Source organism: Bacillus sp. N6, assembly GCF_052805735.1.
The window spans coordinates 658788-684119 of record NZ_CM127843.1; the positions used below are offsets into that span (position 1 = coordinate 658788).

Genomic DNA, 25332 nt, shown 5'->3' on the forward strand with positions numbered 1-25332 from the left:
AAGTATCAAAGGGGAGATAGGGAGGATGGAAGCAATGAAATCATTTCAAAATTTGTCATATAGTCAAGGGGTAAGCTTAATTTGTCTAGGAGGATTTGCTGCATCTGTTACGTTAGCTGTTTTAATAAAGGTGTTTCATCAAATTTTTTGATTTTATAGTAGGGAAGGAATTGGTTGTTATAAATAGTAAGAAAAGGATTGTAAATAAAAAATAGCTCCTGGCATGTATCTCAGTGCCAGGAGCTATTTTATTATTTCTCTGTTTCTGCTTTATCGCTCGTTACGCTAACTTTACCCCACTTATATTGATCTTCTGGTGTATATTTGTAATCTTTTACGCGATTATTTACACCTTTTAGGTCAAATTTATAATGAAGTGGAATTAATGGTACTTCATCATGAACTAATTTTTGCCATTTATCGTAGACATCTTTACGGTACTTTTCATCAGCAGCTTTTGGAGAAATACCTTGTTTTAATAATTCTGTGTTTTTGTCAGTAGCCCAACGTGTGTAATTGAACGCTGCATTTTTAGCCCAAATACCAGAAGGATCTGGATCAGATGCAGTTCCCCAAGCTGCCGCAAAAAGATCAACTTTTGGATCATCTTTTTTAATCATATCGTAGAATGAGTTGAATTCATGTAAGCGACCATCAAGAAGCTCTACTTTTAGACCGATGTCTTTCCAAGATTGAATAAAGAATTTTGCAAGTGGTTCACTTACATCGCTACCACTCATTGATAAGAAATTAGCTTTAAATTCTTTACCATTCGGGTCTTCGCGGAATCCATCCCCGTTCGTATCTTTATAGCCAGCTTCATCTAATAACTTTTTAGCTTTCTCTACATCTTTATCATAGGCACCAATTTTATTGTTATGATATTTTGGTAGAGATGGTGGGATTGGTGAGTTAGCCGGATAACGTAGGCCGTGATATAATTTTTCGCCAATTTCTTTTCGATCAATAGCATACGCCATCGCTTGACGTACACGAACATCTTTAAATTTCTCCTTATCCATCACTACTTCTTCTTTTTCTTTATCCATATGGCCTAATTTAAAGCCGATATAACTATAGTATAAATCGGTTTTACCGACTAATTGTGCATTTTTTAATTTACTTACATTTGGATACTGATCTGCACTTACTTCAGCAATGTCAATATCACCATTTTTTAAGGACGCGTTAACAACGGAAGGGTTAACAACTTTTAAAACCATACTTTTCAGTTTTGGTTTTCCACCATAATAATCATCAAAACGTTCAAATTCAACAGATTCTCCTGGAGTAATTTTCTTCACTTTAAAAGGTCCGAAACCAATTGGGTTTTTACGGATTTTATCAGATTCTGCTAATTTATCGATTGGTACATCTCCTAAATATTTCTTATGAAGAGGGTATGCCCAAAGCCCAGTTTTCACTGAAGGATTCGGCTCTTTAAATGTAATCGAAATTGTTTTTGGATCGGTCACCTTTATACCTGAAATTTTTTCTGCTTTTCCATTGTGGTAATCTTCCATACCTTCAATCATTTGCATTTGAGTGTCATAGCGAGAACCGGCATATTTTTTACTACCAATCACTAGATAAGAGTATTCTAAATCCTCAGCAGTAACAGGGTTTCCATCATGCCATTTTACATTATCTTTGATTTTTAGTGTAATTGTCTTTTTATCTGCAGAAATTTCATATGTAGCAGCGCCATCATTTGTGTATTCCCAGTTTTCGTCATTTGATAATAAAGATTCATCGAAAATTGTAATGACTTGGTTATCAGGATCTCCTTCATATACAGCGAAATTTAAAAGTCCTTCAAATGGTGTGTTAGAAACAAGACCATATGTTAATGAACCATCTTTAATTTCCTTTTTATCATTTTTAACAGATGCACTAAATTTATTTGTATCTACTTTTTTTGTGCTGCTCGTTTTTTCACTACCACCACTGCCCCCACATGCTGAAAGTAGTAATGTTGAAACTGCAAGTGTACTTAATACTTTGAAAAACTTTGGCTTATTTGTCATTTCTTCCACCCCTTATCCCTTTCTTTGTCTTGCGTCGGCCGAACGGCGTAGCGCTTGACCAATAAAATTTATACACAGCATCAATGTTAAAATCATGATTGATGCGGGTAACCAAATCCACCATTTCTCTTGTAATACATCTGGATTTCTAGCATAACTAACAAGTGTACCAAGGCTTGGTGTACTTTCTGGTAGACCAAATCCTAAGAAAGTTAGACCAGATTCAATACCGATGTTTCCAGCAAGATTTAATGTAACGCTAACAATGATAATTGAACTTAAGTTAGGTAGTACTTGGAAAAGAATGATTTTCCAGTTTGGTGTTCCTAAAGTTTTAGATGCAGAGACATAATCGAGTTCTTTTTCAGTTAATACTTTTGAGCGAATTAATCTGGCTTTTCCTGTCCATAAGAACACGCTCATAATTAAAATGAAAGTGAAAATATTAAATGTAGGAACAAGTGTAATAAATACAATTACAAGCATTAAAAATGGTAAAACCATAACAAAGTCGATAAGGCGCATAATGATATTATCAATAGTTCCTCCGAAATAACCGGCAATTAATCCAATTGAAAGACCAATTAAACAAGAAAGAATAGTAATTGCTAATCCAATTGTAAATGAGTTACGTGTACCAATAATAAGTTGACCGAAAATATCGCGTCCTCCGTAATCTGTTCCTAACCAATGTTCAGCAGAGGGAGGAGCATAAATAGCGAATAAATCAACTCGTACAATATCTTCTTGTTTCATAATAAAAGATGTTGCGTAGACTGCTAGTAATAAAATTGCTAGGAAAAAAAGTGAAAACATTGCTAATTTATCTTTACGAAGTTCTCGCCACATAATAGAGAAACCGGAAGGGCTTTTTTCGTAATGAATAACTTCAGTTTGTTTTTCGGGTTTTGCTAACATAATGTTTCTTCACCTCCATTAATCAATACGAATACGTGGATCGACGATGCTTAGAATAATATCTGAAAGGAGAGTTCCAAGTAACGTTGCAAATCCAGTAAACATAACGAGTGCAGTTATTACACTAAAATCACGTTGAGAAATAGATTGTATAAATAGTTGTCCAATTCCTGGATAGCTAAAAATACTTTCTAAGAAGATGGCACCGCCAACTAATCCTGTAATTTCATAGCCTAAGAAGGCTGCAATTGGTAAGAATGAATTGCGTAAAATATGTCTAGAATAGATTTTTGATTCTGGAACACCTTTTGCTCTTACTGTACGCACAAAGTCTTTATGTTTCGTATCAATAATTTCGCTTCGTAAATATTGAACAGTACCAACTGTTGCAATTAATGCCCCTGATAAAGCTGGTAGTAGCATGTGATTTAATTTGCTTAAATAGTAAGCAAATGTTCCTGTTGCAACTTGAGGATCTACGCTACCGCCGGTTGGGAATATTGCAAACTTAAATCCGAATAGGAAGAGCATAACGAGTGCAAATATAAATAGTGGTGTAGCAAAACCTAGATAGTTGTAAATGGTAATGAGTCGATCGGCCCATGTATCATTCCACCGCCCACTTATAACGCCTAGTGGTATGGCAATTAAATAAGTAAGAATAAGAATAACAAGTGCTAAAGATACTGTATTTCCAAGGCGTTCTCCAATTAATTCGGTTACTTTCATTTTGTGTGCATAGGAAATACCGAAGTCACCTTGGACTGCATTTTTAATCCAGCGAACATATTGTGTTGTAACTGGGTCATTTAATCCAAGCTTTTCACGTTGTTCTTCAATTACTTTTGGATCCGCTTTTGGATTCATTGCTCTGCCGGTTAAGGCATCGCCTGGCATTGCTTTAGCTAGTAGAAAGACAAGTATACTTAACACGAATAATTGCGGGATCATCACTAAAAATCTCCGTAATATAAACTTCCACATGTTTTATCACTCCCTTAAGGTAATGCCACCCGGTGTGTTGGCGAGATTGTTTTTAAATCGTAAGCACGACCATTTTCGTTGAAATAGTTTTCGTATGATTTTTCGTATTCAGCGCTTACTTCACGACGTAATTTACGTTGTTGTTCGCGGTTTTCAGGACGAATATCAGGAATAGCTGATATTAAACGCTTCGTATAAATATGTTGTGGATTATTATAAATTTCTGCACTTGTTGCTTCTTCAACGATGCGTCCGCGATACATAACACCGATACGGTCACACATATGGCGAATTACGCCTAAATCATGACTAATAAATAAGTATGTTAGTCCGAGTTCAGCTTGTAAATCTTGCAAGAAGTTTAAAACTTGAGCTTGTACCGACACGTCAAGTGCAGATACAGGTTCGTCCGCGATAATAAGCTTCGGTTTTAATGTAAGTGCCCGTGCAATACCAATTCGCTGTCTTTGTCCACCAGAAAACTCATGTGGATATTTATAAACAGATTCTGGGTTTAATCCAACTATACTAAGATACTCTTGAACGGTTCTACGTTCTTCATCAGGTGAGAGCTTCTCAAAATTTCGAAGAGGCTCAGCAATAATATCGAGAACACGTTTTTTCGGATTTAATGATGAATAGGGATCTTGGAAAATCATTTGAATATCTTTTCGTTGTTCACGTAGCTCAGAGCGACTTAACTTTGTTAAGTCTTTATTGTTAAAATGAATGCTACCATTTGTCGCTTTCGTTAAATGCATAATTGCTTTTCCAGTTGTTGATTTGCCGCTCCCAGATTCCCCAACGATTCCGTATGTTTCACCCGGTTGTAATTCAAAACTTACGCCATCGACAGCGCGCACGTAATCTAATGTGCGTCCGAAGAAACCACCTTTAATTGGGAAATGTACTTTTAAATCGTCTACTTTAAGCAGTGCCATGAGTTACGTCATCTCCTTTCTTATCTTGGAAGTTGAAATGCTTGTAGCAAGTACAACGTACCCAATGGTCTGGCTTTACTTCATGCAAAATTGGATTTTCCTCGTGGTGATCAGGTCTAATCCATGGAATTCGAGCTTGGAAACGGCAACCCGTGCGAGGCATCTTCGCCAACGAAGGAACAACCCCTTGAATCACGTGTAACTTTTCTTTTTCTGCATATGCAGACGGGATTGAATTTAATAAGGAACGAGTGTATGGATGAAGAGGATTATTAAAAATCTCTTCTACTGTTCCTGTTTCTACAACTTGTCCTGCATACATAACGACAATACGATCGGCGGTTTCGGCAACGACGCTTAAATCGTGTGTAATTAAGATGATGCCCATTTTTGTTTGTTCTTGAATGGATTTTAGTAAGTCTAATATTTGAGCTTGAATTGTTACATCTAGAGCGGTTGTTGGCTCATCTGCAATGATGAGTCCAGGCTTACAAGCAATTGCAATTGCGATAACAATTCTTTGTCTCATTCCGCCAGATAATTCGTGTGGGTATTGTTTATATGTAAGTTCTGGTTTTGGAATACCAACTTGATGGAGTAGTTCTAAGGTGCGTTCTTTCTTTTCAACTTTTGAAAGGCTTGTGTGGTAGTCTAAGTTTTCTTCGATTTGTTTTCCAACTGTCATAAGAGGGTCGAGTGCTGTAAGAGGTTCTTGGAAAATCATACCGATGTTTGATCCGCGTACTTTATTCATCTCTGCGGCGGACATGGTTAGTAGATCCTTATCTCTATAGTTAAGCTGCCCTTGTAATTTTGTATTTGCTTCATTATGCAATCGCATAATGGAAAGGGCAAGTGCACTTTTTCCGCATCCTGACTCACCAACGATAGCAACAATTTCATTTTCATGAACAGTTAAGGATACATCATCAACTGCTGCATGATACTGATCTTGTATACGAAAGGAAGTTTGCAAGTTTTCAATACGAAGAAGTGGATTCTTCATGGCTATCCCTCCATCTTTTCTGAAAAAACTAAATATTTTGTATGTTGTTATTTTAATATAAATTGACAATGTTTGACAAGGGTAAGTTGAAAAAATATTCAAAAATCTTTTTATATAAAAGTGGAATGCAGTTGTATTAGGTGTTGAAGTAATTTGGAAGCGCTAACATATATATGAGAGGAAAATAAATCTTTTGTAAGAAAAAAGATTTATATGTAGAAAAAAGAGAGGCATTCTGGAAAGAATGGTCTCTCTTTTTTTGATAAGTATAATATTTGTACTTAAGCTTGCTTTTGTTTTGTTGATCCTGTATTTAAAGTAAGGGCAAGGAAGAACATTGCAAGTATGCAAGATGCAAGTAATAAGATAAATCCGCCATCCCATCCGAATGCATCTACGATAAAGCCCATAGCGGCACTAGCGAAAGCAGCTCCGCCTAAGTAACCGAAGAATCCAGTTAAGCCTGCTGCAGTTCCAGCAGCTTTCTTTGGTGCTAAATCTAGAGCGTGTAGACCAATTAGCATAACCGGTCCGTAAATTAAAAATCCGATTGCGACAAGTGCGATACTATCAACCATTGGATTACCAGGAGGGTTTAACCAGTAAACAAGAACTGCGATAAATACACCAACCATAAATAAAATACCAGCAGGTGCACGACGTCCTTTAAATAGTTTATCACTCATCCATCCGCAAAGAAGTGTACCTGGAATACCAGCCCATTCATATAGAGCGTAAGCAGTACGTGAGCTACTATGAGTAAAGCTTTTTTCTTCTACTAAATAAGTAGGAGCCCAGTCTACAACGCCGTAACGTACGAAATATACGAAAACGTTCGCAATAGCGATGTACCATAAAAACTTATTGTTTAGTACGTATTTAAATAAAATTTCTTTTGCCGAAAGTTCGCGTTCGCGATCTTTTATTTTCTCATCTGGTGGATATTCTCCAGTATGCTCTTCAATAGAAGGTAGTCCACAAGATTGAGGCGTATCTTTCATCGTAATTAATACATAAATACCAACTAAAATTGAAAGAATACCTGGGAAGTAAAAAATACTTTTCCAGTCATTTGCAAAGAAGTATAAGCCTAATGTTACAAGAGAAGGCATAAGCGCGCCGCCGACATTATGAGCGACGTTCCAAATAGACATTTTTGTACCACGTTCGCTAATAGAGAACCAGTGAACCATCGTACGACCACAAGGAGGCCATCCCATACCTTGTACCCATCCATTTAAAAACTGAAGTACAAACATAAGTATAATGCTCGTTGTAATGAAAGAAAATGAGCCGAAAATAATATTAATGATACCTGATAAAAATAGCCCAGCTGCTAAAAAGTAGCGAGGATTACAACGATCGGATACGATACCCATCAAGAATTTACTTAATCCGTAAGCGATAGATACTGCTGAAAGGATAACCCCAAGTTCCCCTTTACTAAAGCCTTGTTCGATTAAGTATGGCATTGCTAGTGAAAAGTTTTTTCGAACAAAGTAGTAACCTGCATAACCGATGAAGATACCTAAGAATACTTGTAAACGTAATTTACGGTATTCGCTATCAACGCGATCAGCTGGTAAGCGTTCCGCGTGGGGCGCAGGTTTAAATAATTGTGTGAAAAACATAAAATGAAAATCCTCCCCTAATTAATTCGAAGCGTTTTAAGACAGAGAATATAAAAAGGCCATGAAATATAAAAAAGTTTCCTTTTTTATGATTCATAGCCTTGTACTCCGTTTCTCCGTGACTGTCAATATTAACTTCGTCGAAAATTATACAACTTTGTGACAAAAATGTAAACGTTTTTATGAATAAAAGTATTGACGGATTTTGTTCGTGGGATTAATATTTAAATACGTTAAATATTTTATTGTTTAAATAAGAGGTGGATAACATGCCAAATGATATGACGCATATCGATAAAATTCAAGCTCTTGCCTTTTCGATTGGAAAGAAAATGCAGACGGAGTTATTAGAACAAATGCAAGCAACAGGACTTACACCACCGCAGTTTTATATTTTAAAGATTTTAGATCATTATGGGGCTTCAAGAGCGACAACATTAGCAAAAAAGATGTATGTGAAGCCTAGCGCGATTACAGTGATGATTGATCGTCTAATCGATCAAGAACTTGTAGAACGCTATCACGACAAAGATGACCGTCGTGTTGTCATCATCGAGTTAACGAAAAAGGGGAAAGCTAGAGTAGAAGAGGCAATGACAGCTCGCAACGAGCATATTGCAAAATACTTTTCACATTTAGAGTTGCAAGAAAGAGAAGATTTATTACGTCTCTTTGAGAAGTTAGAAACCATTATTTGCGGGACACAAGAGAAAAAAGAGAATAACTAAGAGGAATTGAGGAGATTACATGGAGCAACAAGAAAATCAAAATAGAAAGTTGTTGTTAATCGGTTTAGTAATCGCGATGCTATTTGCTGCATTAGATGGAACAATTGTTGGTACAGCAATGCCACGTATCGTCGGTGACCTAGGCGGATTAAGTTTAATGACATGGTTAACGACAGCTTATATGTTAACATCAACGACAGTTGTACCAATTGCAGGTAAATTAGCGGATTTACTTGGTCGTCGTAACGTATATATAACAGGGCTAGTTATTTTCATGATTGGTTCGGCGTTATGTGGTATGGCGAATGGTATGACAGAATTAATTATTTTCCGTGGTATTCAAGGTCTTGGTGGCGGTATTATGATGCCAATGGCTATGATTATTATTGGAGATATGTTCACGGGAAAAGAACGTGCGAAATGGCAAGGTATTTTTGGTGCGTTATACGGTCTTGCTTCTGTAATTGGACCACAAGTTGGTGGTTGGATTGTAGATGCAGTGAACTGGAGATGGGTATTCTACATTAACTTACCGGTTGGTATTTTAGCAACAATCTTTATTGCAATGGGATTAAAATCACATAAACAAACAGGACCAATTAAAATTGATATCGCTGGAATCTTTACGATGATTCTAGGTGTTGTAAGTTTATTACTTGCGCTAACGTTTGGCGGAAAAGATTATGCATGGGATTCTTGGCAAATTATCGGTTTATTCGCACTAGCTGTAATTGGTATCGTTAGCTTTGTTATTGTTGAAACGAAAGCTGAAGAGCCGATTTTACCAATGCATTTCTTTAAAAATCGCACATTTACAATACTGAATGCGATTGGATTCTTTATGAGTATTGGAATGTTCGGCGCGATTATGTTCGTACCATTCTTCATGCAAGGTATTGTAGGAGTAAGTGCTGCTGAATCAGGAACAATTATGACTCCAATGATGATTACAATGATTGTAATGAGTATTATCGGTGGGCAACTTGTATTAAAAGTTGGTGTAAAACCACAAATTATCGCAGGTATGCTTATTATGGCCGGTGGTTTCTGGTTATTAACAACGATGGATATGCACACAACGAAGCTTACAGCTACTTCTTATATGATGGTTATCGGTTTAGGAATGGGTCTTGTAATGCCGACATTAACATTAGCGTTACAAGAAAGCTTCCCGAAAAAAGACCTTGGTGTCGTAACGTCATCAAGTCAGTTCTTCCGTCAAATTGGTGGAACATTTGGTATTACAATTTTAGGATCAATTATGAATAACACTTCAGGTACAACGTTAACAAATAAATTAGTACCTGTATTAGATACATTCCCGAAAGAAGCGGGACAAATGGTAACGAAATTTAAAGATATGATTCACACAGATCCACAAGGTTTATATTCGATGCTATTTAGCCCAGAGGCATTAAAACAAATGCCAGAAGCGTTTGCTAACAGCATTGTACCTATTTTGAAAAACTCTTTAGTAGACTCGCTTCATACTGTATTCTTAACAGGATTAGTATTTATCGTAGTAGGTGCCATCTTTACGATTTTCTTACAAAAAATTAAACTATCAGATCGTAAAAAAGATGCTGAAGAGCCTGCTGTAGAAGAAAAAGAAAAAACTGTATCATACTCGTAATGAAGAAGCATCGCCTTATGGCGGTGCTTTTTTGAGTATAACCTTAAAAGCTTTTTAGTGAGAAATGATTGACGTATTTTTAGAAATACGTTATATTATTTTCTGTAAACGGTTACATGAAATGAGGAGAAAAGAGAATGAGTACGATTAAAGACGTTGCGAAATTAGCGGGAGTATCTGTTGCGACCGTTTCCAGAGTTTTAAATAAAAATGGATATGTTCACGAAGATACATTAAAAAAGGTAGAGCGTGCAATTGAGATGTTAGATTATAAGCCTAGTACAGTAGCGCGTTCACTGTATAATAAAAAGTCTCGTTTAATTGGCTTAGTTGTTCCAAATATCGTGAATCCGTTCTTTCCAGAAGTTGCACGTGCCGTAGAAGATGTAGCACATAAACAAGGTTACACAGTTGTCCTTTGTAACTCTGATGAAAGTTTAGAAAAAGAGAAACAATACATTGATGTACTTAGACAAAATAATGTAGATGGATTTATTGTAGCAACAAATCCACAAAATAGTGTTAATTACATGAATTTATCTGTCCCGGTTGTTGCGATTGACCGTATGTTTAATGAGCGTATTCCTACTGTATATGCAGATAACTATGCAGGAAGTCAGGCTGCGACAAAGTTGTTACTAGATAAAGGATGTAAACATATTGCACATATTCGCGGTCCACGTGATGTGAGTACTGCAAATGAACGTTTTGAAGGTTTTGTAGACGTTATTACGCAAAATAACCTTTCGTATATGATTGCGGAGAGTACGTTTGAGCCAGCAAATAGTGAGCGTGTAGCGATGGAATTATTAGAAGAATACCCGCATATTGATGGTATTGTTGCTGGGAATGATTTAATTGCGATTGGTATTGTAAAGGCTGCACTTCAAAAGGGGATTGCCATTCCAGATGATTTACAAATTATCGGATTTGATGGAATTTCTTTAACAGAAATGATGTATCCATCTATTACAACAGTTGCACAACCGATATATGAAATGGGGAAAATTGCAACAGAGTTGTTGTTAGAGCAAATGGAAGGAAATACATTAGAAGAGAAACACTATCGTTTGCCGATTGAAATTATAGAACGAAATACAACGAAGTAAGGAGATGAAACAGATGCCAAATATTGCAGTAGTAGGAAGCATTTCAATGGACTTAGTGGCTGTTTCAAAAAAACGGCCGAAAGCAGGAGAAACAGTAATTGGTGAAGCGTTTCATACAATCCCAGGAGGGAAAGGGGCAAACCAAGCAGTTGCTGCAGCTAGGTTAGGAGCAAATGTAGCAATGGTTGGAGCGGTAGGAAATGATGATTATGGAACAGTAGTTAGAAAAAATTTAGAGAACGAACGCATTTTTATCGATTATGTGGTACCGGTTACAGATAGAACGACAGGAATTGCTCATATCGTTTTAGCAGAAGAAGATAACAGTATTGTTGTCGTACAAGGGGCAAATGCTCTTGTAAATAAGTCAGTTGTAGATCGCTCCAAAGACCTTCTTGTAAAAGCGGATATGGTTGTTCTTCAACTAGAAATTCCACTTGAAACAGTAAAATATGTATTGGCTATTTGTGAGGAACATAATATTCCTGTTATGTTGAATCCAGCGCCAGCACAAGTTTTATCAGAAGAAATTTTGGAAAAAGCAACTTATATTACGCCAAATGAACATGAGTGCCGCATTGTATTAGATGATTTTACATCACCAATTGAAGATTTATTGGCGAAGTATCCAAATAAATTATTGATGACAGAAGGTTCTAACGGTGTTCGTTTCCATAATGGCACGGAGATTGTACATGTTCCTAGCATTGCTGTTGATGTAGTGGATACAACTGGAGCTGGTGATACATTTAATGGTGCGTTAGCAGTTGCACTTTCTGAAGGAGAGACACTTCAAAAAGCAATTCGTTTCGCGAATATTGCCGGTGGTCTTTCTGTAACGAAACTTGGAGCACAGGGCGGTATGCCAACGAGAGATCGAGTACGTGAAGTGCAGGTGATTGTTGGATGAAAAAGCATGGTGTATTAAACAGTGAAATCGCGGCAGTCCTTGCTTCACTTGGGCATACAGATACGGTTGTAATTGCTGATTGCGGGTTACCGATTCCGGATGGAGTAAAACGAATTGATTTAGCTGTTGAGATTGGAAAACCGAGTTTTTTAGAGGTGTTACAAGTTGTAGCTGATGATATGGCAATCGAAAAAGTGACGTTAGCAGAAGAAGTCATTATAAATAATGCGGAAGTAAATAAAGAGATCGAGCAAAAATTAATAGAGCCAGCATTTGAGTATGTATCTCATGAACAATTTAAAGAGCATACAAAGAAAGCGAAGGCGATTATTCGCACAGGCGAGGCTACGCCTTATGCAAATGTAATTTTACATGCAGGCGTGATTTTTTAATAAAGGGAAGTGATGGGAATGCATATTGAAATGAAAAACATTTCAAAGGCGTTCAATGGCAATCCAGTTTTGAAGAATGCACAGTTTATGATTGAAACAGGAGAAGTCCATGCATTGATGGGGGAAAATGGAGCGGGTAAATCAACGCTCATGAAGATTTTAACAGGTGTATACAAAAAAGATGATGGGACAATCACGATTGATGGGCAAGAGCGCACCTTTAAAAATGCGAAAGAAGCTGAAGAGTACGGCATCGCATTTATACATCAAGAACTAAACATATTGCCGAATTTAACAGTAGCTGAAAATATGTTTCTTGGTAAAGAGTTAATGTATGGGAAAACAGGTATTTTACGCACTCGACAAATGAACGCGATTGCGCAGCAGCAACTAGCAGAGCTAGGATTGCATGTAAGAGGTGCTATGTTAGCAGAGGAACTATCGGTTGGACAACAGCAAATTATCGAAATTGCGAAAGCGTTAATGACAAACGCGAGCGTTATTATTATGGATGAACCTACTGCGGCACTGACGGATCGTGAAATCGAAACGCTCTTTACAGTAATCAATAAGTTACGTAAAGAAGGTGTTTCATTCGTGTACATTTCGCATCGTATGGAAGAGATTTTCTCAATATGTGATGCCATTACGATTTTGCGTGATGGAGAATACGTTGGAAAGAGATTAATTCCAGAAACATCATTTGATGAAGTAGTGAGTATGATGGTGGGGCGCAGCATTGGTGAACGTTACCCAGAGCGAAATAGTCAAATTGGTGATGTCATTTTTGAAATGCGTAACGGAGCGAAGAAAGGGAAATTTGAAAATGTTTCGTTTCAAGTGAGGAAAGGTGAAATCCTTGGTGTAGCTGGTTTGATGGGGGCTGGTCGCACTGATATTATGAAAGCGATATTTGGTTATGAACCTTTAGATTCTGGACAAATTTTTATAAATGGACAAGAAGTAAAGATTGATAGTCCGATAGATGCAATTAGACAAAGAATTGCTTTCATTACAGAAGATAGAAAATCTGAAGGGTTAGTGTTAGATTTCTCAATTCGAGAAAACTTATCGTTACCGAATTTAGAAAGTCTTTCAAAGGGAAGTGTTCTGAGCAACGAGCTAGAACAACAGTTTACAGAAGATATGATGAAGCTTCTTAATGTGAAAGCATCTAGCGGAGAGCAGGCAGTGAAATCTCTTTCTGGTGGAAATCAGCAAAAGATTGTAATCGCAAAATGGCTAGGCATTCATCCGCAATTACTCATTTTAGATGAGCCAACAAGAGGTGTAGATGTTGGAGCGAAAAAAGAAATTTACTCTATCATGAATAAGCTTACAGAGCAAGGCGATGCCGTTATTATGGTATCATCTGAGCTTCCGGAAGTTTTAGGGATGAGTGATCGAGTTCTTGTTATTCATGAAGGAAAAGTCGGCGGCATTTTAGGGAAAGATGAGGCATCACAAGAGTCTATTATGGCACTAGCTACAGGGGGAGAGTAAGGATGGCTAAGAAGGGGAATGTATTACAACAACTCGGTTCTTTAATCGGTTTAGTATTAATTATCGTCGTAATTACAGCTTTAAATCCAGCGTTCATTGAAATTCCAAATTTATTTAATATACTGCGTCAAGTATCGATTAATGCGCTTATTGCATTCGGAATGACCTTTGTAATTTTAACAGGGGGTATTGACTTATCGGTAGGTTCTATTTTAGCATTATCAAGTGCACTTGTTGCTGGAATGATGGCAAGTGGCATGGATCCGTTCCTTGCAATGGCAGTTGGACTATTAGCAGGTCTTGTAATGGGAATTGTAAACGGTATCATCATTGCGAAAGGAAAAGTAGCTCCATTTATTGCAACTTTAGCAACAATGACTATTTTTCGTGGGTTGACGCTTGTTTATATGGACGGACGTCCGATCACTGGTCTTGGTGATCATTTAATGTTCCAAATGTTTGGCCGCGGTTATTTTCTTGGTATTCCGGTACCAGCTGTTACAATGATGATCGCTTTCGCAGTACTGTACTTCATTTTGAAGAAAACGACATTTGGCCGTCGTACATTTGCAATTGGTGGAAATGAAGAAGCAGCAGCACTATCAGGTATTAATGTTACGAGAATTAAAGTAATGATTTACGGTCTTTCCGGAATTTTGGCAGCGCTTGCAGGTATTGTCTTAACATCACGACTAGATTCTGCACAGCCGACTGCAGGTACTTCTTACGAATTAGATGCAATTGCAGCAGTTGTATTAGGTGGAACAAGTCTTTCTGGGGGAAGAGGATGGATTGTTGGTACATTCATCGGTGTACTAATTATCGGTGTACTAAATAACGGTTTAAATTTATTAGGTGTATCTTCTTTCTTCCAACAAGTTGTAAAAGGACTTGTAATCTTACTAGCTGTATTAATTGATCGCCGAAAAGAAGCGTAATGGAGGGACAGTTCATGAAGAAATGGTTACTTATACTCGTTGCATGTATTATGGTCATTACTGCTGGTTGTTCAATGGAACCACCAGAATGGGCAAAGGATTCTAGCGATAAAGGTCGAAATAAAACTATTAAAGTTGGATTCTCTGTTTCAACTTTAAATAATCCCTTCTTTGTAACTTTGAAAAAGGGTGCAGAAAAGAAAGCGAAAGATAGCGGCATCGAATTGATTGCTGTTGATGCGCAAAATGATGCAGCGAAGCAAACGAACGATGTTGAAGATTTAATTCAAAAGGGTGTCGATGTAGTTGTTATTAATCCGACCGATTCAGATGCTGTTGCTTCAGCGGTAAGTGCGGCAAATGCAGCAAATGTTCCTGTTATTACAGTAGACCGCGTTGCGAATTCAGGTAAGGTTGTTTCTCACATTGCATCTAATAATATCGAGGGTGGTCAAATGGCTAGTGATTACATTCGTGAATTAGTCGGCGAAGGAGCAAACGTTGCTGAGTTAGAAGGAATCCCTGGATCGTCTGCTGCTCGTGAACGTGGGAAAGGATTCCATAACGTAGCCGATAAGTCTTTAAAAGTAGTTGCCAAACAAGCGGCTGATTTTGATAGAGCGAAAGGATTATCTGTTATGGAAAACATTTTGCAAGCAAATGGTGATATTAAAGCCGTGTTTGCGCATAACGACGAGATGGCATTAGGTGCACTTGAAGCATTGAAGTCTGCTGGAAAAACAGATGTGGTAGTTGTTGGATTTGATGCAACAGAAGATGCTGTGAAAGCAGTTAACGATGGGCGTATGGCTGCAACAGTCGCTCAAAAACCGGAATTAATCGGAGAGAAGGCGATGCAAACAGCAAAAGAGATAACACAAGGTAAAAAAGTGGACAAATCTATTCCGATTGAATTAGAGCTTATTAAGAAAAATAAATAAATATAAAATGAAAATTAGGAAGGAAGAATAACAAATGAAATTTTTTATTGATACAGCAAACATTAACGAAATTAAAGAGGCAAATGCATTAGGCGTAGTAGCTGGAGTAACGACAAACCCATCACTTGTAGCAAAAGAAGGCGTAGATTTCCATGAGCGTATTCGTGAAATTTGCAGCTTTATAGAAGGACCTGTAAGTGCAGAAGTAATTAGCTTAGAAGCTGATAAAATGATTGAAGAAGGAAAAGAATTAGCGAAGATTGCTCCAAACGTTGTTGTAAAAGTTCCAATGACAACAGAAGGTTTAAAAGCAGTAAAAGCATTCTCAGATTTAGGAATTCGTACAAACGTTACATTAGTATTCTCAGCAGTTCAAGCATTACTTGCAGCTCGCGCTGGTGCAACATATGTTTCACCATTCTTAGGTCGTTTAGATGATATCGGTCATAACGGTATGGATTTAATTCGTCAAATCGCAGAAATCTTTGCAATTCATGGCATCGAAACAGAAATCATTGCAGCATCTGTACGTCACAGCGTTCACGTAACTGATGCAGCATTAAACGGTGCACATATTGCAACAATCCCAGCAAACGTAATTGCTTCATTAGTGAAGCACCCATTAACAGATCAAGGAATTGAGAAATTCTTAGCTGATTGGGAAAAAACACAAGAGAAATAATAGAAAATCAAGAATCCTAGTTTAATTGACTAGGATTCTTTTTTATTTAAAAGAATTTTCATGCAATTTTGCATATTGTCTTTTAAATTTTTTATATAAGATATTTAATATATATCACATAACTCTTTATTTTTCATATTTCGATATAAAGTGAAACTTTAATCAGTGGGGGCTTTGTTCATCAGCACACTGATTATTAGTTGAACCAAGGGATAAACAGATAGAGGGTCTGACCAGAAAACTGGAGGGCATGATTCTATAACAGAAAGTTTAATGTTTATAGAATTATGTCTTTTTATATAGGGGGGAGTAAACAGAGATTTCGACAAAAACGCACCAATTTATCTGAATTTTAAGTTTTATAAAAGGAGAGAAATGGAATGAGAAGAAAAGCCCCATTTAAAGTGTTGTCATCATTAGCAATTGCAGCAATTATCGGATGCACATCTGTAATGAGTGCGCCGTTAGCATATGCAGAAACGCCAGCAAAAGAGAAAGAGAATGTGTCTACAACGCCAATTGATTACAATTTAATTCAAGAAGATCGTTTAGCGGAAGCTTTGAAAGAAAGAGGAACAATTAATCCAGCATCTTCTAAAGAAGAGACGAAAAAGGCTGTCGAGCAATATATTGAAAAGAAACAAGGAGACCAGGCGAACAAAGAAATTCTTCCAGATGCTCACTCACAAGAAACGTCTGATTTCACAAAAAAAGTAAAAGAGAAAAAGATGGAAGAAAAGGAAAATGTAAAAAAGACTGAAAAAAATATTAATCTTGAGCAAAAGCCAGAACCAAATAAAAAGCAATTAAATGGGCAAGTTCCAACTTCAAAAGCAAAGCAAGCTCCATATAAAGGATCTGTTCGATCGGATAAAGTATTAGTGCTACTCGTTGAATTTAGTGATTATAAACATAATAATATTGATCAAACACCAGGTTATATGTATTCGAAAGACTTTAGTAGAGAACATTATCAAAAGATGTTGTTCGGTAAGGAGCCTTATACATTATTTGATGGTTCAAAAGTAAAAACGTTTAAACAATACTATGAAGAGCAGTCTGGTGGTAGTTATACGACAGACGGATATGTAACGGAGTGGCTAACAGTTCCAGGAAAAGCATCTGATTATGGAGCTGATGGTAGCAGTGGTCATGATAATAAAGGTCCGAAAGGTGCACGTGATTTAGTGAAAGAAGCTTTGCATGCAGCTGCTGAGAAAGGACTAGATTTATCTCAGTTTGATCAGTTTGATAGGTATGATACAAACGGGGATGGGAATCAAAATGAACCTGACGGTGTAATTGATCATTTAATGGTAATCCATGCTGGTGTTGGTCAAGAAGCAGGTGGTGGTAAATTAGGTGATGATGCGATCTGGTCACATCGTTCAAAATTAGCAGTAGATCCAGTAGCGATTGAAGGTACAAAATCAAAAGTAGATTACTTTGGTGGAAAAGTAGCAGCACATGATTACACAATTGAACCAGAAGATGGAGCTGTAGGTGTGTTTGCGCATGAATTTGGACATGATCTTGGATTACCAGATGAATATGACACGAAATATACTGGAAATGGTTCACCTGTCGAAGCTTGGTCATTAATGAGTGGAGGTAGTTGGACAGGAAAAATCGCAGGAACGGAGCCGACAAGTTTTTCACCACAAAATAAAGATTTCTTACAAAAGAATATGGGTGGCAACTGGGCAAAAATATTAGAAGTAGATTACGATAAAATTAAGAGTGGTGTGGGAGTTCCTACCTATATTGATCAAAGTGTTACGAAATCAAATCGTCCAGGCGTTGTACGTGTTAACTTACCAGGTAAAAGTGTTGAAACGATTAAACCGGAGTTTGGAAAGCATGCATATTATAGTACAAGAGGCGATGATATGCATACAACGTTAGAGACACCATTCTTTGATTTAACAAAAGGAACAAATGCAAAATTCGATTATAAAGCAAATTATGAGTTAGAAGCAGAGTGCGATTTCGTCGAAGTACATGCAGTAACAGAAGATGGAACGAAGACGTTAATTGATAGACTTGGAGAAAAAGTAGTCCAAGGAGATAAAGATACAACAGATGGGAAATGGATTGATAAATCATATGATTTAAGTCAATTTAAAGGCAAAAAAGTGAAACTACAATTAGACTATATTACAGATCCGGCTGTAACATATAAAGGTTTTGCGATGGACAATGTAAATGTAACTGTTGATGGACAAGTTGTATTTTCTGATGATGCAGAAGGACAGTCTAAAATGAATTTAAATGGTTTTGTTGTTTCTGATGGGACAGAGAAGAAAGCTCATTATTACTACTTAGAGTGGAGAAACTATGCGGGATCAGATAATGGTTTAAAAGCAGGAAAAGGTCCAGTGTATAATACAGGTCTTGTCGTTTGGTATGCAGATGATAGTTTCAAAGATAACTGGGTTGGGGTGCATCCAGGTGAAGGATTCCTTGGTGTTGTAGATTCTCATCCAGAAGCGCTAGTTGGTAATTTAAACGGAAAACCAGCATACGGTAATACGGGCATGCAAATTGCAGATGCTGCATTTTCATTTGATAAAACACCAGCATGGAGTGTAAATTCATTAACACGTGGTCAGTTTAACTATTCTGGATTACAAGGTGTTACAACTTTTGATGATTCAAAAGTATATAGTAACAAGCAAATTGCAGACGCAGGAAGAAAAGTTCCAAACCTTGGACTTAAATTCCAAGTTGTTGGACAGGCAGAAGATAAATCGGCAGGCGCTGTTTGGATTAAACGTTAATAACATAAAAGCACATTCTTCATATGAAGAGTGTGCTTTTTAATTTGTACAGTAAGTTATTATTTTAGTTTATGTAATACAAGTGTTTATTCATGTGTAGTGTATCAAATTATGTGGGGAAAGGAAATATTTCCGAGGAAATTGTCGAAGTATCGTCGGTATTTATAAACTTTCTTTTTAAAAGAAGCGATGTATTATTGCCTTTACGGCTCAATTTATTTACATTGTTATTTGGTTATACACAAAAGTAATATATTGGGCAAAAAAGAGTTCTATTCAATAGGGCTCTTTTTATAGATAGAAAGGAGTAAGCGATAAATGAAAGAAGTTATTGAATGTCCACAGTGTGAAGGGGATATTACTGTACAGCATATTATTGATCTCCCGCATCCTTTTTCATTAAGGTGTCCACATTGTAAGGTGAAGTTGAAAGAAATCAGGGTAACGCCATGTTTAATATTAGCGATGATTTGTATAATTCCATTGTTTATTATTATTGGAGAGAGTATTAAGGAATTACTAGTAAAATATTTTTCTATTGTAGACAATGTACCAACTGTACTTATTTTCTTTTTATTTTGTTATCCATTGTATTATTTCTATGAAAAATATAATGCTATATTGTTTATTAAATATGGTTTGCTGAAAGTTAAAAGTTAAATTGAATAGGAGATTATAATTATGCTTTGGAAAATATATTTAGTTATTGTAGCAATGTTAGCTATTATTTCGTTAGTAAGGGGTATGTTTCAAACACCAATTCAAAAGTTTGACTTTGTAGTATCTATTATTACGTGGATAGGGCTCTTTGGTTTTGTATTTGATATACAAATATTAACCTCAATTGTTTGGAAATGTATCTTCTTGTTTAGCGTCATTTGGACTTTAACTGCAGTTTTTGTTTTTCGTTTATATGAAGAGCGAGATGAGCCATTACCTTTTATATTTAAATTAATTGGCATTATTCCAACGCTTCCATTATATTACGGATTATATCAATATGCATTTTAAAAAAGACAACGATGGATTATCCCATCATTGTCTTTTTTACTTTGCTTCTTACATAAATCATCCCAGCAAATGTTAATAAAAATGCTGTCCCGATAATGAAGCTGATGCTAGGTGATGCTCCGATTGCGCCGACTGTAAAGGAGCCAGCAACAACTCCTAATGAGAAGAAGGCATAAAATAATCCGAATGCCTTTCCGCGATTATCGTCTGTAGTATTTTCAACGAGTAAAGCGTTAATAGACGGAAAGAGGATTGCGAATCCAATTCCATAAATCATCATTACGATAAAGAGCATACCTTTTGTAGCAAATAATCCGAGTAAAGATAATGCGAATGCCATAACTGCAATTCCGATTAGCATTAGTTTCGAACGATTAAATCGATCGTAAATACGATTTGTTGGAAGCAAGAAGAAGAGGATAGCAGTAATACCAAATACACTTAACATCATGCCTGTTGTAGATGCTTTAAGCGCTAATGCCTCAACTTTTACTGGTAACATATAAGTGACAATCCCTTGTGAAAACATTAATGTGAAAGCACCAATATATGCTTGTAATAACGGTTCTGATTTTAAAAGTTCAACCATATCTTCTTTGTTCATCATTTGCGTTCTTGATGTATCTTTTCTTGATACGTTATTTGGTAAGAAGAATAGAGATACGATGGTACCAAGAGCCATTAAAATAGAAATAGTAATGAAGACCCATTCTACACCAGCTGTCGCTTTCATAATACCGCTGAAAGCAGGTCCTACGATTGCGGCTGTTCCAACAGCAGCACCAGATAGAGCCATTGCTTTTCCTTGTCTTTTTGCATTTGTTTGTTTTGATAAAAATGTAAAGGCAGCAGGAATTAAAAAGCCATCACTAAATCCATGCATAAAGCGCACAACTAATAGTTGTTCACCACTTTGAACAACGGTGTATAACAAGACTATGAAACTCGTAATTCCCATGCTTATATAAAGGATTTTTTTTGCACCAAATTTATCGACAGCGGCTCCAGCAATAATATTACCGATCATATTAGCGAATGAGTACATACCGACAACTAGCCCGATAATAAGAGGAGTTCCTCCAAGGCTTTGAGCGAAAGTACTCATAATAGGTAATTGTGAAAATGTATCTAAAAATGCCACGATAACGATAAAGTAAATAAAATATTTCAAGCGATATTCACCTCTCCTATGCTATTATGGCACAATGCTAATTTCACCTGCAATGAAATTGAATTAACAGATGTGGAAAAAAGTACAAAGTGACAAAATATTGAACGTTATTTGTAAAAAATTAGTGGGAACGTGATTGTTTTTTTGAAATATATGGATAGAAGTATTATAATAGAATTGTAAACTTCACCAGGTTAAGTATATACATAGAGAGGGATGTATAAAATGAAAGCACTACTTTGGCATAATCAACGTGATGTACGAGTAGAAGAAGTACCAGAACCAACAGTAAAACCAGGAACAGTGAAAATCAAAGTTAAATGGTGTGGTATTTGTGGGACAGACTTGCATGAATATTTAGCAGGGCCTATTTTTATTCCAACAGAAGAACATCCATTAACACATGTGAAAGCACCTGTTATTTTAGGTCATGAGTTTAGTGGTGAGGTAATAGAGATTGGTGAAGGAGTTACATCTCATAAAGTGGGAGACCGCGTTGTTGTAGAGCCAATTTATTCTTGTGGTAAATGTGAAGCTTGTAAACATGGACATTACAATGTTTGTGAACAACTTGTTTTCCACGGTCTTGGCGGAGAAGGCGGCGGTTTCTCTGAATATACAGTAGTACCAGAAGATATGGTTCATCACATTCCAGATGAAATGACGTATGAACAAGGTGCGCTTGTAGAACCAGCAGCAGTAGCAGTTCATGCAGTACGTCAAAGTAAATTAAAAGAAGGGGAAGCTGTAGCGGTATTTGGTTGCGGTCCAATTGGACTTCTTGTTATCCAAGCAGCTAAAGCAGCAGGAGCAACTCCTGTTATTGCAGTTGAACTTTCTAAAGAACGTCAAGAGTTAGCGAAATTAGCAGGTGCGGATTATGTATTAAATCCAGCAACTCAAGATGTGTTAGCTGAAATTCGTAACTTAACAAATGGTTTAGGTGTAAATGTTAGCTTTGAAGTAACAGGTGTTGAAGTTGTACTACGCCAAGCGATTGAAAGTACAAGCTTCGAAGGACAAACTGTAATTGTTAGTGTATGGGAAAAAGACGCAACAATTACTCCAAATAACTTAGTATTAAAAGAAAAAGAAGTTATTGGTATTTTAGGATACCGTCACATCTTCCCAGCTGTTATTAAATTGATTAGCTCTGGTCAAATTCAAGCAGAGAAATTAATTACGAAAAAAATTACAGTGGATCAAGTTGTTGAAGAAGGATTTGAAGCACTTGTAAAAGATAAAACACAAGTGAAAATTCTTGTTTCACCTAAATAAGATAGAATCGAAAAGAGTAGCCCTTTTCTAGAAATAGAAGAGGGCTACTTTTTTTCTGTACAGAAAGGTGATAGACTTTCCTGTAACTAAAGGTATTTTGTTTGGAAGGGGAAGTCTAATGCTTTCATTTATGTTGACATTGAAACGGATGCTAAAAGCTTGTTTGCGAGCATGGAAAGATAAAGAATTTCAAGTGTTATTCGTATTAACAATTTTGACATTAATATCTGGTACAATCTTTTATAGTACAGTGGAGGGGTTACGTCCTCTGGATGCTTTATATTTTAGCGTTATGACGCTGACTACTGTCGGTGATGGACAATTTAGTCCCAAAACTGACTTCGGAAAGATATTTACGATATTATACATATTTATAGGGATCGGATTAGTGTTTGGATTTATACATAAGTTGGCAGTTAATGTACAATTGCCAAGTATATTATCGAATAGAAAAAAAGAGTAAAGCATGTGTATGCTTTACTCTTTTTTTACATTAGTTTAGACAAGCCTTAATAATAGTTTATTAAAATGAAAGTGTATTCATTCATTATATTCACTGTGTATAAAGTTATAATGATATGAACATTTGCATATTTTAATTTAGTGATAGAAATTTCGTGAAAGGTGGGATATTCTAGTCATAGGTTAACCGGACGACATCATAGGATCCTAACAAAATGTTTACAATAATTCAATTATAAAATGGAGGATTTTATATGAAAAAGAAAGTACTTGCTTTAGCGGCAGCTATTACATTAGTTGCTCCATTACAAAGTGTTGCATTTGCTCATGAAAATGATGGGGGACAGAGATTTGGAGTTATTCCGCGCTGGTCTGCTGAAGATAAACATAAAGAAGGCGTGAATTCTCATTTATGGATTGTAAACCGTGCAATTGATATTATGTCTCGTAATACAACACTTGTAAAACAAGATCGAGTTGCACTATTAAATGAATGGCGTACTGAGTTAGAGAACGGTATTTATGCTGCTGACTATGAAAATCCTTATTATGATAATAGCACATTTGCTTCACATTTTTATGACCCTGACAATGGGAAAACTTATATTCCGTATGCAAAGCAGGCAAAGGAAACTGGAGCTAAATATTTTAAATTAGCTGGTGAGTCTTACAAAAATAAAGATATGAAACAAGCATTCTTCTATTTAGGATTATCTCTTCATTATTTAGGGGATGTAAACCAACCGATGCATGCGGCAAACTTTACGAACCTTTCGTATCCACAAGGATTCCATTCTAAATATGAAAACTTTGTAGATACGATAAAAGATAATTATAAAGTAACGGATGGAAATGGATATTGGAACTGGAAAGGTACAAATCCAGAAGATTGGATTCATGGAGCGGCAGTAGTTGCGAAACAAGATTACGCTGGCATTGTAAATGATAATACGAAAGATTGGTTCGTAAGAGCAGCTGTATCACAAGAATATGCAGATAAATGGCGCGCTGAAGTTACACCAATGACAGGTAAGCGTTTAATGGATGCACAACGTGTTACTGCTGGATACATTCAGCTTTGGTTTGATACGTACGGAAATCGTTAAGTATTTGAAAAAGGTCAAATCTCAGAATAGAGTATTTGGCCTTTTTATTACTATACAATACATGGAGGTATGAAACGTGAAAGGTAAATTGCTAAAAGGTGTACTTAGCTTAGGGGTTGGTTTAGGAGCTTTATATAGCGGAACTTCAGCTCAAGCAGAAGCATCTACAAATCAAAATGATACATTAAAAGTGATGACGCATAATGTATATATGCTATCAACAAATTTATATCCGAACTGGGGACAAACTGAGCGTGCTGATTTAATCGGGGCGGCAGAATATATAAAGAATCAAGATGTTGTTATATTAAATGAAGTGTTTGATAATAGTGCTTCAGATCGTTTATTAGGCAATTTGAAGAAAGAATATCCAAATCAAACAGCAGTATTAGGTCGTAGTAGTGGAAGTGAATGGGATAAAACGTTAGGAAACTATTCATCTTCAACTCCTGAAGATGGTGGCGTTGCGATTGTGAGCAAATGGCCAATCGCTGAAAAGATTCAATATGTATTTGCAAAAGGATGCGGGCCAGATAATTTATCGAATAAAGGATTTGTATACACGAAAATTAAGAAAAATGATCGTTTCGTTCACGTGATTGGGACGCATTTGCAGGCTGAAGATAGTATGTGCGGAAAAACTTCACCAGCATCTGTACGTACGAACCAATTAAAAGAAATTCAAGATTTTATTAAAAATAAAAATATACCAAATAATGAGTATGTGTTAATTGGTGGTGATATGAACGTAAATAAGATAAATGCAGAGAACAATAATGATTCAGAGTATGCATCTATGTTTAAAACATTGAACGCTTCTGTACCATCTTATACTGGACATACAGCGACTTGGGATGCAACGACAAACAGTATTGCAAAATATAATTTCCCTGATAGTCCTGCCGAATATTTAGATTATATTATTGCAAGCAAAGACCATGCGAACCCATCGTATATAGAGAATAAGGTGTTACAGCCGAAATCTCCACAATGGACTGTTACATCGTGGTTCCAAAAATATACGTATAATGATTACTCTGATCATTATCCAGTAGAGGCGACTATTTCTATGAAGTAGTTTCAAAAAGTTTCTTCGTAAAGAAGAAACTTTTTTTATTTGCAAACAGGAAAATCATACTTTCTTTCCAATATGTATAAGACATATTGAAAAGAGGAGAGAA

At 36.4% G+C, this 25332-nt stretch carries 24 protein-coding genes; 17 read left to right on the top strand and 7 right to left on the bottom strand.

Features of this window, described 5'->3' with window-relative positions:
• Positions 1–34: 34 nt before the first annotated feature.
• Positions 35–151 (top strand): DUF4027 family protein, encoded by a 117-nt coding sequence (locus tag ACUXVC_RS03320; RefSeq protein WP_000834733.1) that lies wholly within the window; start codon positions 35–37, stop codon positions 149–151.
• 100 nt (positions 152–251) lie between these two features.
• Here ACUXVC_RS03320 and opp4A read toward each other — a convergent pair whose 3' ends face one another.
• The 6 genes from opp4A to glpT all read right to left on the bottom strand — a co-directional run bounded on the left by opp4A (position 252) and on the right by glpT (position 7507).
• Positions 252–2027, bottom strand: a complete 1776-nt coding sequence (gene opp4A, locus ACUXVC_RS03325; RefSeq protein ID WP_095691411.1) for an oligopeptide ABC transporter substrate-binding protein — start codon at positions 2025–2027, stop codon at positions 252–254.
• 12 nt (positions 2028–2039) lie between these two features.
• The gene (locus tag ACUXVC_RS03330; protein WP_446025917.1) at positions 2040–2945 is read right to left on the bottom strand and encodes an ABC transporter permease; all 906 of its coding nucleotides are present in this window, start codon (positions 2943–2945) and stop codon (positions 2040–2042) included.
• 18 nt (positions 2946–2963) lie between these two features.
• Entirely contained in the window at positions 2964–3929 is a 966-nt protein-coding gene (gene opp4B, locus ACUXVC_RS03335; RefSeq protein ID WP_064532045.1) for an oligopeptide ABC transporter permease, read from the bottom strand.
• A 14-nt stretch (positions 3930–3943) separates the two neighbouring features.
• Positions 3944–4870 carry an ABC transporter ATP-binding protein gene (locus tag ACUXVC_RS03340; RefSeq protein ID WP_090978408.1) on the bottom strand — a complete coding sequence of 309 codons (927 nt, stop codon included), beginning with the start codon at positions 4868–4870 and terminating at the stop codon, positions 3944–3946.
• Positions 4857–5876, bottom strand: coding sequence for an ABC transporter ATP-binding protein (locus tag ACUXVC_RS03345; protein WP_090978411.1), 1020 nt, complete (start codon positions 5874–5876; stop codon positions 4857–4859). Before ACUXVC_RS03345 ends, ACUXVC_RS03340 begins: the two co-directional genes overlap by 14 nt.
• A gap of 281 nt (positions 5877–6157) precedes the next feature.
• Positions 6158–7507: a glycerol-3-phosphate transporter gene (glpT, locus tag ACUXVC_RS03350; protein ID WP_000466388.1), complete on the bottom strand. Its 1350-nt coding sequence runs from the start codon at positions 7505–7507 to the stop codon at positions 6158–6160.
• Positions 7508–7776: 269 nt separating this feature from the next.
• Here glpT and ACUXVC_RS03355 point away from each other — a divergent pair, with 269 nt between their 5' ends.
• The 12 genes from ACUXVC_RS03355 (at position 7777) to ACUXVC_RS03410 (ending at position 20134) form a co-directional block, all read left to right on the top strand.
• Complete coding sequence (locus ACUXVC_RS03355) at positions 7777–8235, top strand: MarR family winged helix-turn-helix transcriptional regulator (RefSeq protein ID WP_001132365.1); 459 nt, start codon at positions 7777–7779, stop codon at positions 8233–8235.
• A 19-nt stretch (positions 8236–8254) separates the two neighbouring features.
• Entirely contained in the window at positions 8255–9868 is a 1614-nt protein-coding gene (locus ACUXVC_RS03360; RefSeq protein WP_000437647.1) for an MDR family MFS transporter, read from the top strand.
• Between the two features lie 137 nt (positions 9869–10005).
• A complete protein-coding gene (gene rbsR / locus ACUXVC_RS03365) occupies positions 10006–10977 on the top strand; it encodes a ribose operon transcriptional repressor RbsR (protein ID WP_000104051.1) in 972 nt (323 codons plus the stop codon).
• A 13-nt stretch (positions 10978–10990) separates the two neighbouring features.
• Complete coding sequence (gene rbsK / locus ACUXVC_RS03370; protein ID WP_001132865.1) at positions 10991–11887, top strand: ribokinase; 897 nt, start codon at positions 10991–10993, stop codon at positions 11885–11887.
• Entirely contained in the window at positions 11884–12279 is a 396-nt protein-coding gene (gene rbsD, locus ACUXVC_RS03375; protein WP_000716151.1) for a D-ribose pyranase, read from the top strand. The genes rbsK and rbsD overlap by 4 nt, the downstream gene beginning before the upstream one ends.
• An 18-nt stretch (positions 12280–12297) precedes the next feature.
• Positions 12298–13782 (top strand): ribose ABC transporter ATP-binding protein RbsA, encoded by a 1485-nt coding sequence (gene rbsA, locus ACUXVC_RS03380; RefSeq protein WP_095691590.1) that lies wholly within the window; start codon positions 12298–12300, stop codon positions 13780–13782.
• 2 nt (positions 13783–13784) lie between these two features.
• Positions 13785–14720, top strand: coding sequence for an ABC transporter permease subunit (locus tag ACUXVC_RS03385; RefSeq protein ID WP_001074641.1), 936 nt, complete (start codon positions 13785–13787; stop codon positions 14718–14720).
• Between the two features lie 14 nt (positions 14721–14734).
• On the top strand, positions 14735–15661 hold the full coding sequence (gene rbsB / locus ACUXVC_RS03390; protein WP_000758975.1) for a ribose ABC transporter substrate-binding protein RbsB: 927 nt from the start codon (positions 14735–14737) through the stop codon (positions 15659–15661).
• A gap of 34 nt (positions 15662–15695) precedes the next feature.
• Positions 15696–16343 carry a fructose-6-phosphate aldolase gene (gene fsa, locus ACUXVC_RS03395; protein ID WP_000667666.1) on the top strand — a complete coding sequence of 216 codons (648 nt, stop codon included), beginning with the start codon at positions 15696–15698 and terminating at the stop codon, positions 16341–16343.
• Positions 16344–16723: 380 nt separating this feature from the next.
• Positions 16724–19123: a M6 family metalloprotease immune inhibitor InhA2 gene (gene inhA2 / locus ACUXVC_RS03400; RefSeq protein WP_001252976.1), complete on the top strand. Its 2400-nt coding sequence runs from the start codon at positions 16724–16726 to the stop codon at positions 19121–19123.
• A 318-nt stretch (positions 19124–19441) separates the two neighbouring features.
• Positions 19442–19783 (top strand): hypothetical protein, encoded by a 342-nt coding sequence (locus ACUXVC_RS03405; protein ID WP_000665754.1) that lies wholly within the window; start codon positions 19442–19444, stop codon positions 19781–19783.
• Between the two features lie 21 nt (positions 19784–19804).
• Positions 19805–20134, top strand: a complete 330-nt coding sequence (locus ACUXVC_RS03410; RefSeq protein ID WP_000964465.1) for a hypothetical protein — start codon at positions 19805–19807, stop codon at positions 20132–20134.
• 16 nt (positions 20135–20150) lie between these two features.
• On the opposite strand, the gene ACUXVC_RS03415 is transcribed toward ACUXVC_RS03410, so the two are convergent.
• The gene (locus ACUXVC_RS03415) at positions 20151–21305 is read right to left on the bottom strand and encodes an MFS transporter (RefSeq protein WP_000873271.1); all 1155 of its coding nucleotides are present in this window, start codon (positions 21303–21305) and stop codon (positions 20151–20153) included.
• 225 nt (positions 21306–21530) lie between these two features.
• On the opposite strand from ACUXVC_RS03415, the gene bdhA reads away from it, so the two are divergent.
• The 4 genes from bdhA (at position 21531) to sph (ending at position 25229) form a co-directional block, all read left to right on the top strand.
• Positions 21531–22583: a (R,R)-butanediol dehydrogenase gene (bdhA, locus tag ACUXVC_RS03420; protein WP_000645827.1), complete on the top strand. Its 1053-nt coding sequence runs from the start codon at positions 21531–21533 to the stop codon at positions 22581–22583.
• Between the two features lie 118 nt (positions 22584–22701).
• Positions 22702–23046, top strand: a complete 345-nt coding sequence (locus ACUXVC_RS03425) for a potassium channel family protein (protein ID WP_000948241.1) — start codon at positions 22702–22704, stop codon at positions 23044–23046.
• 253 nt (positions 23047–23299) lie between these two features.
• Entirely contained in the window at positions 23300–24151 is an 852-nt protein-coding gene (gene cerA / locus ACUXVC_RS03430) for a phospholipase CerA (protein ID WP_000730997.1), read from the top strand.
• A gap of 76 nt (positions 24152–24227) precedes the next feature.
• Positions 24228–25229 (top strand): sphingomyelinase C, encoded by a 1002-nt coding sequence (gene sph / locus ACUXVC_RS03435; protein ID WP_089170421.1) that lies wholly within the window; start codon positions 24228–24230, stop codon positions 25227–25229.
• Positions 25230–25332 lie beyond the last annotated feature (103 nt).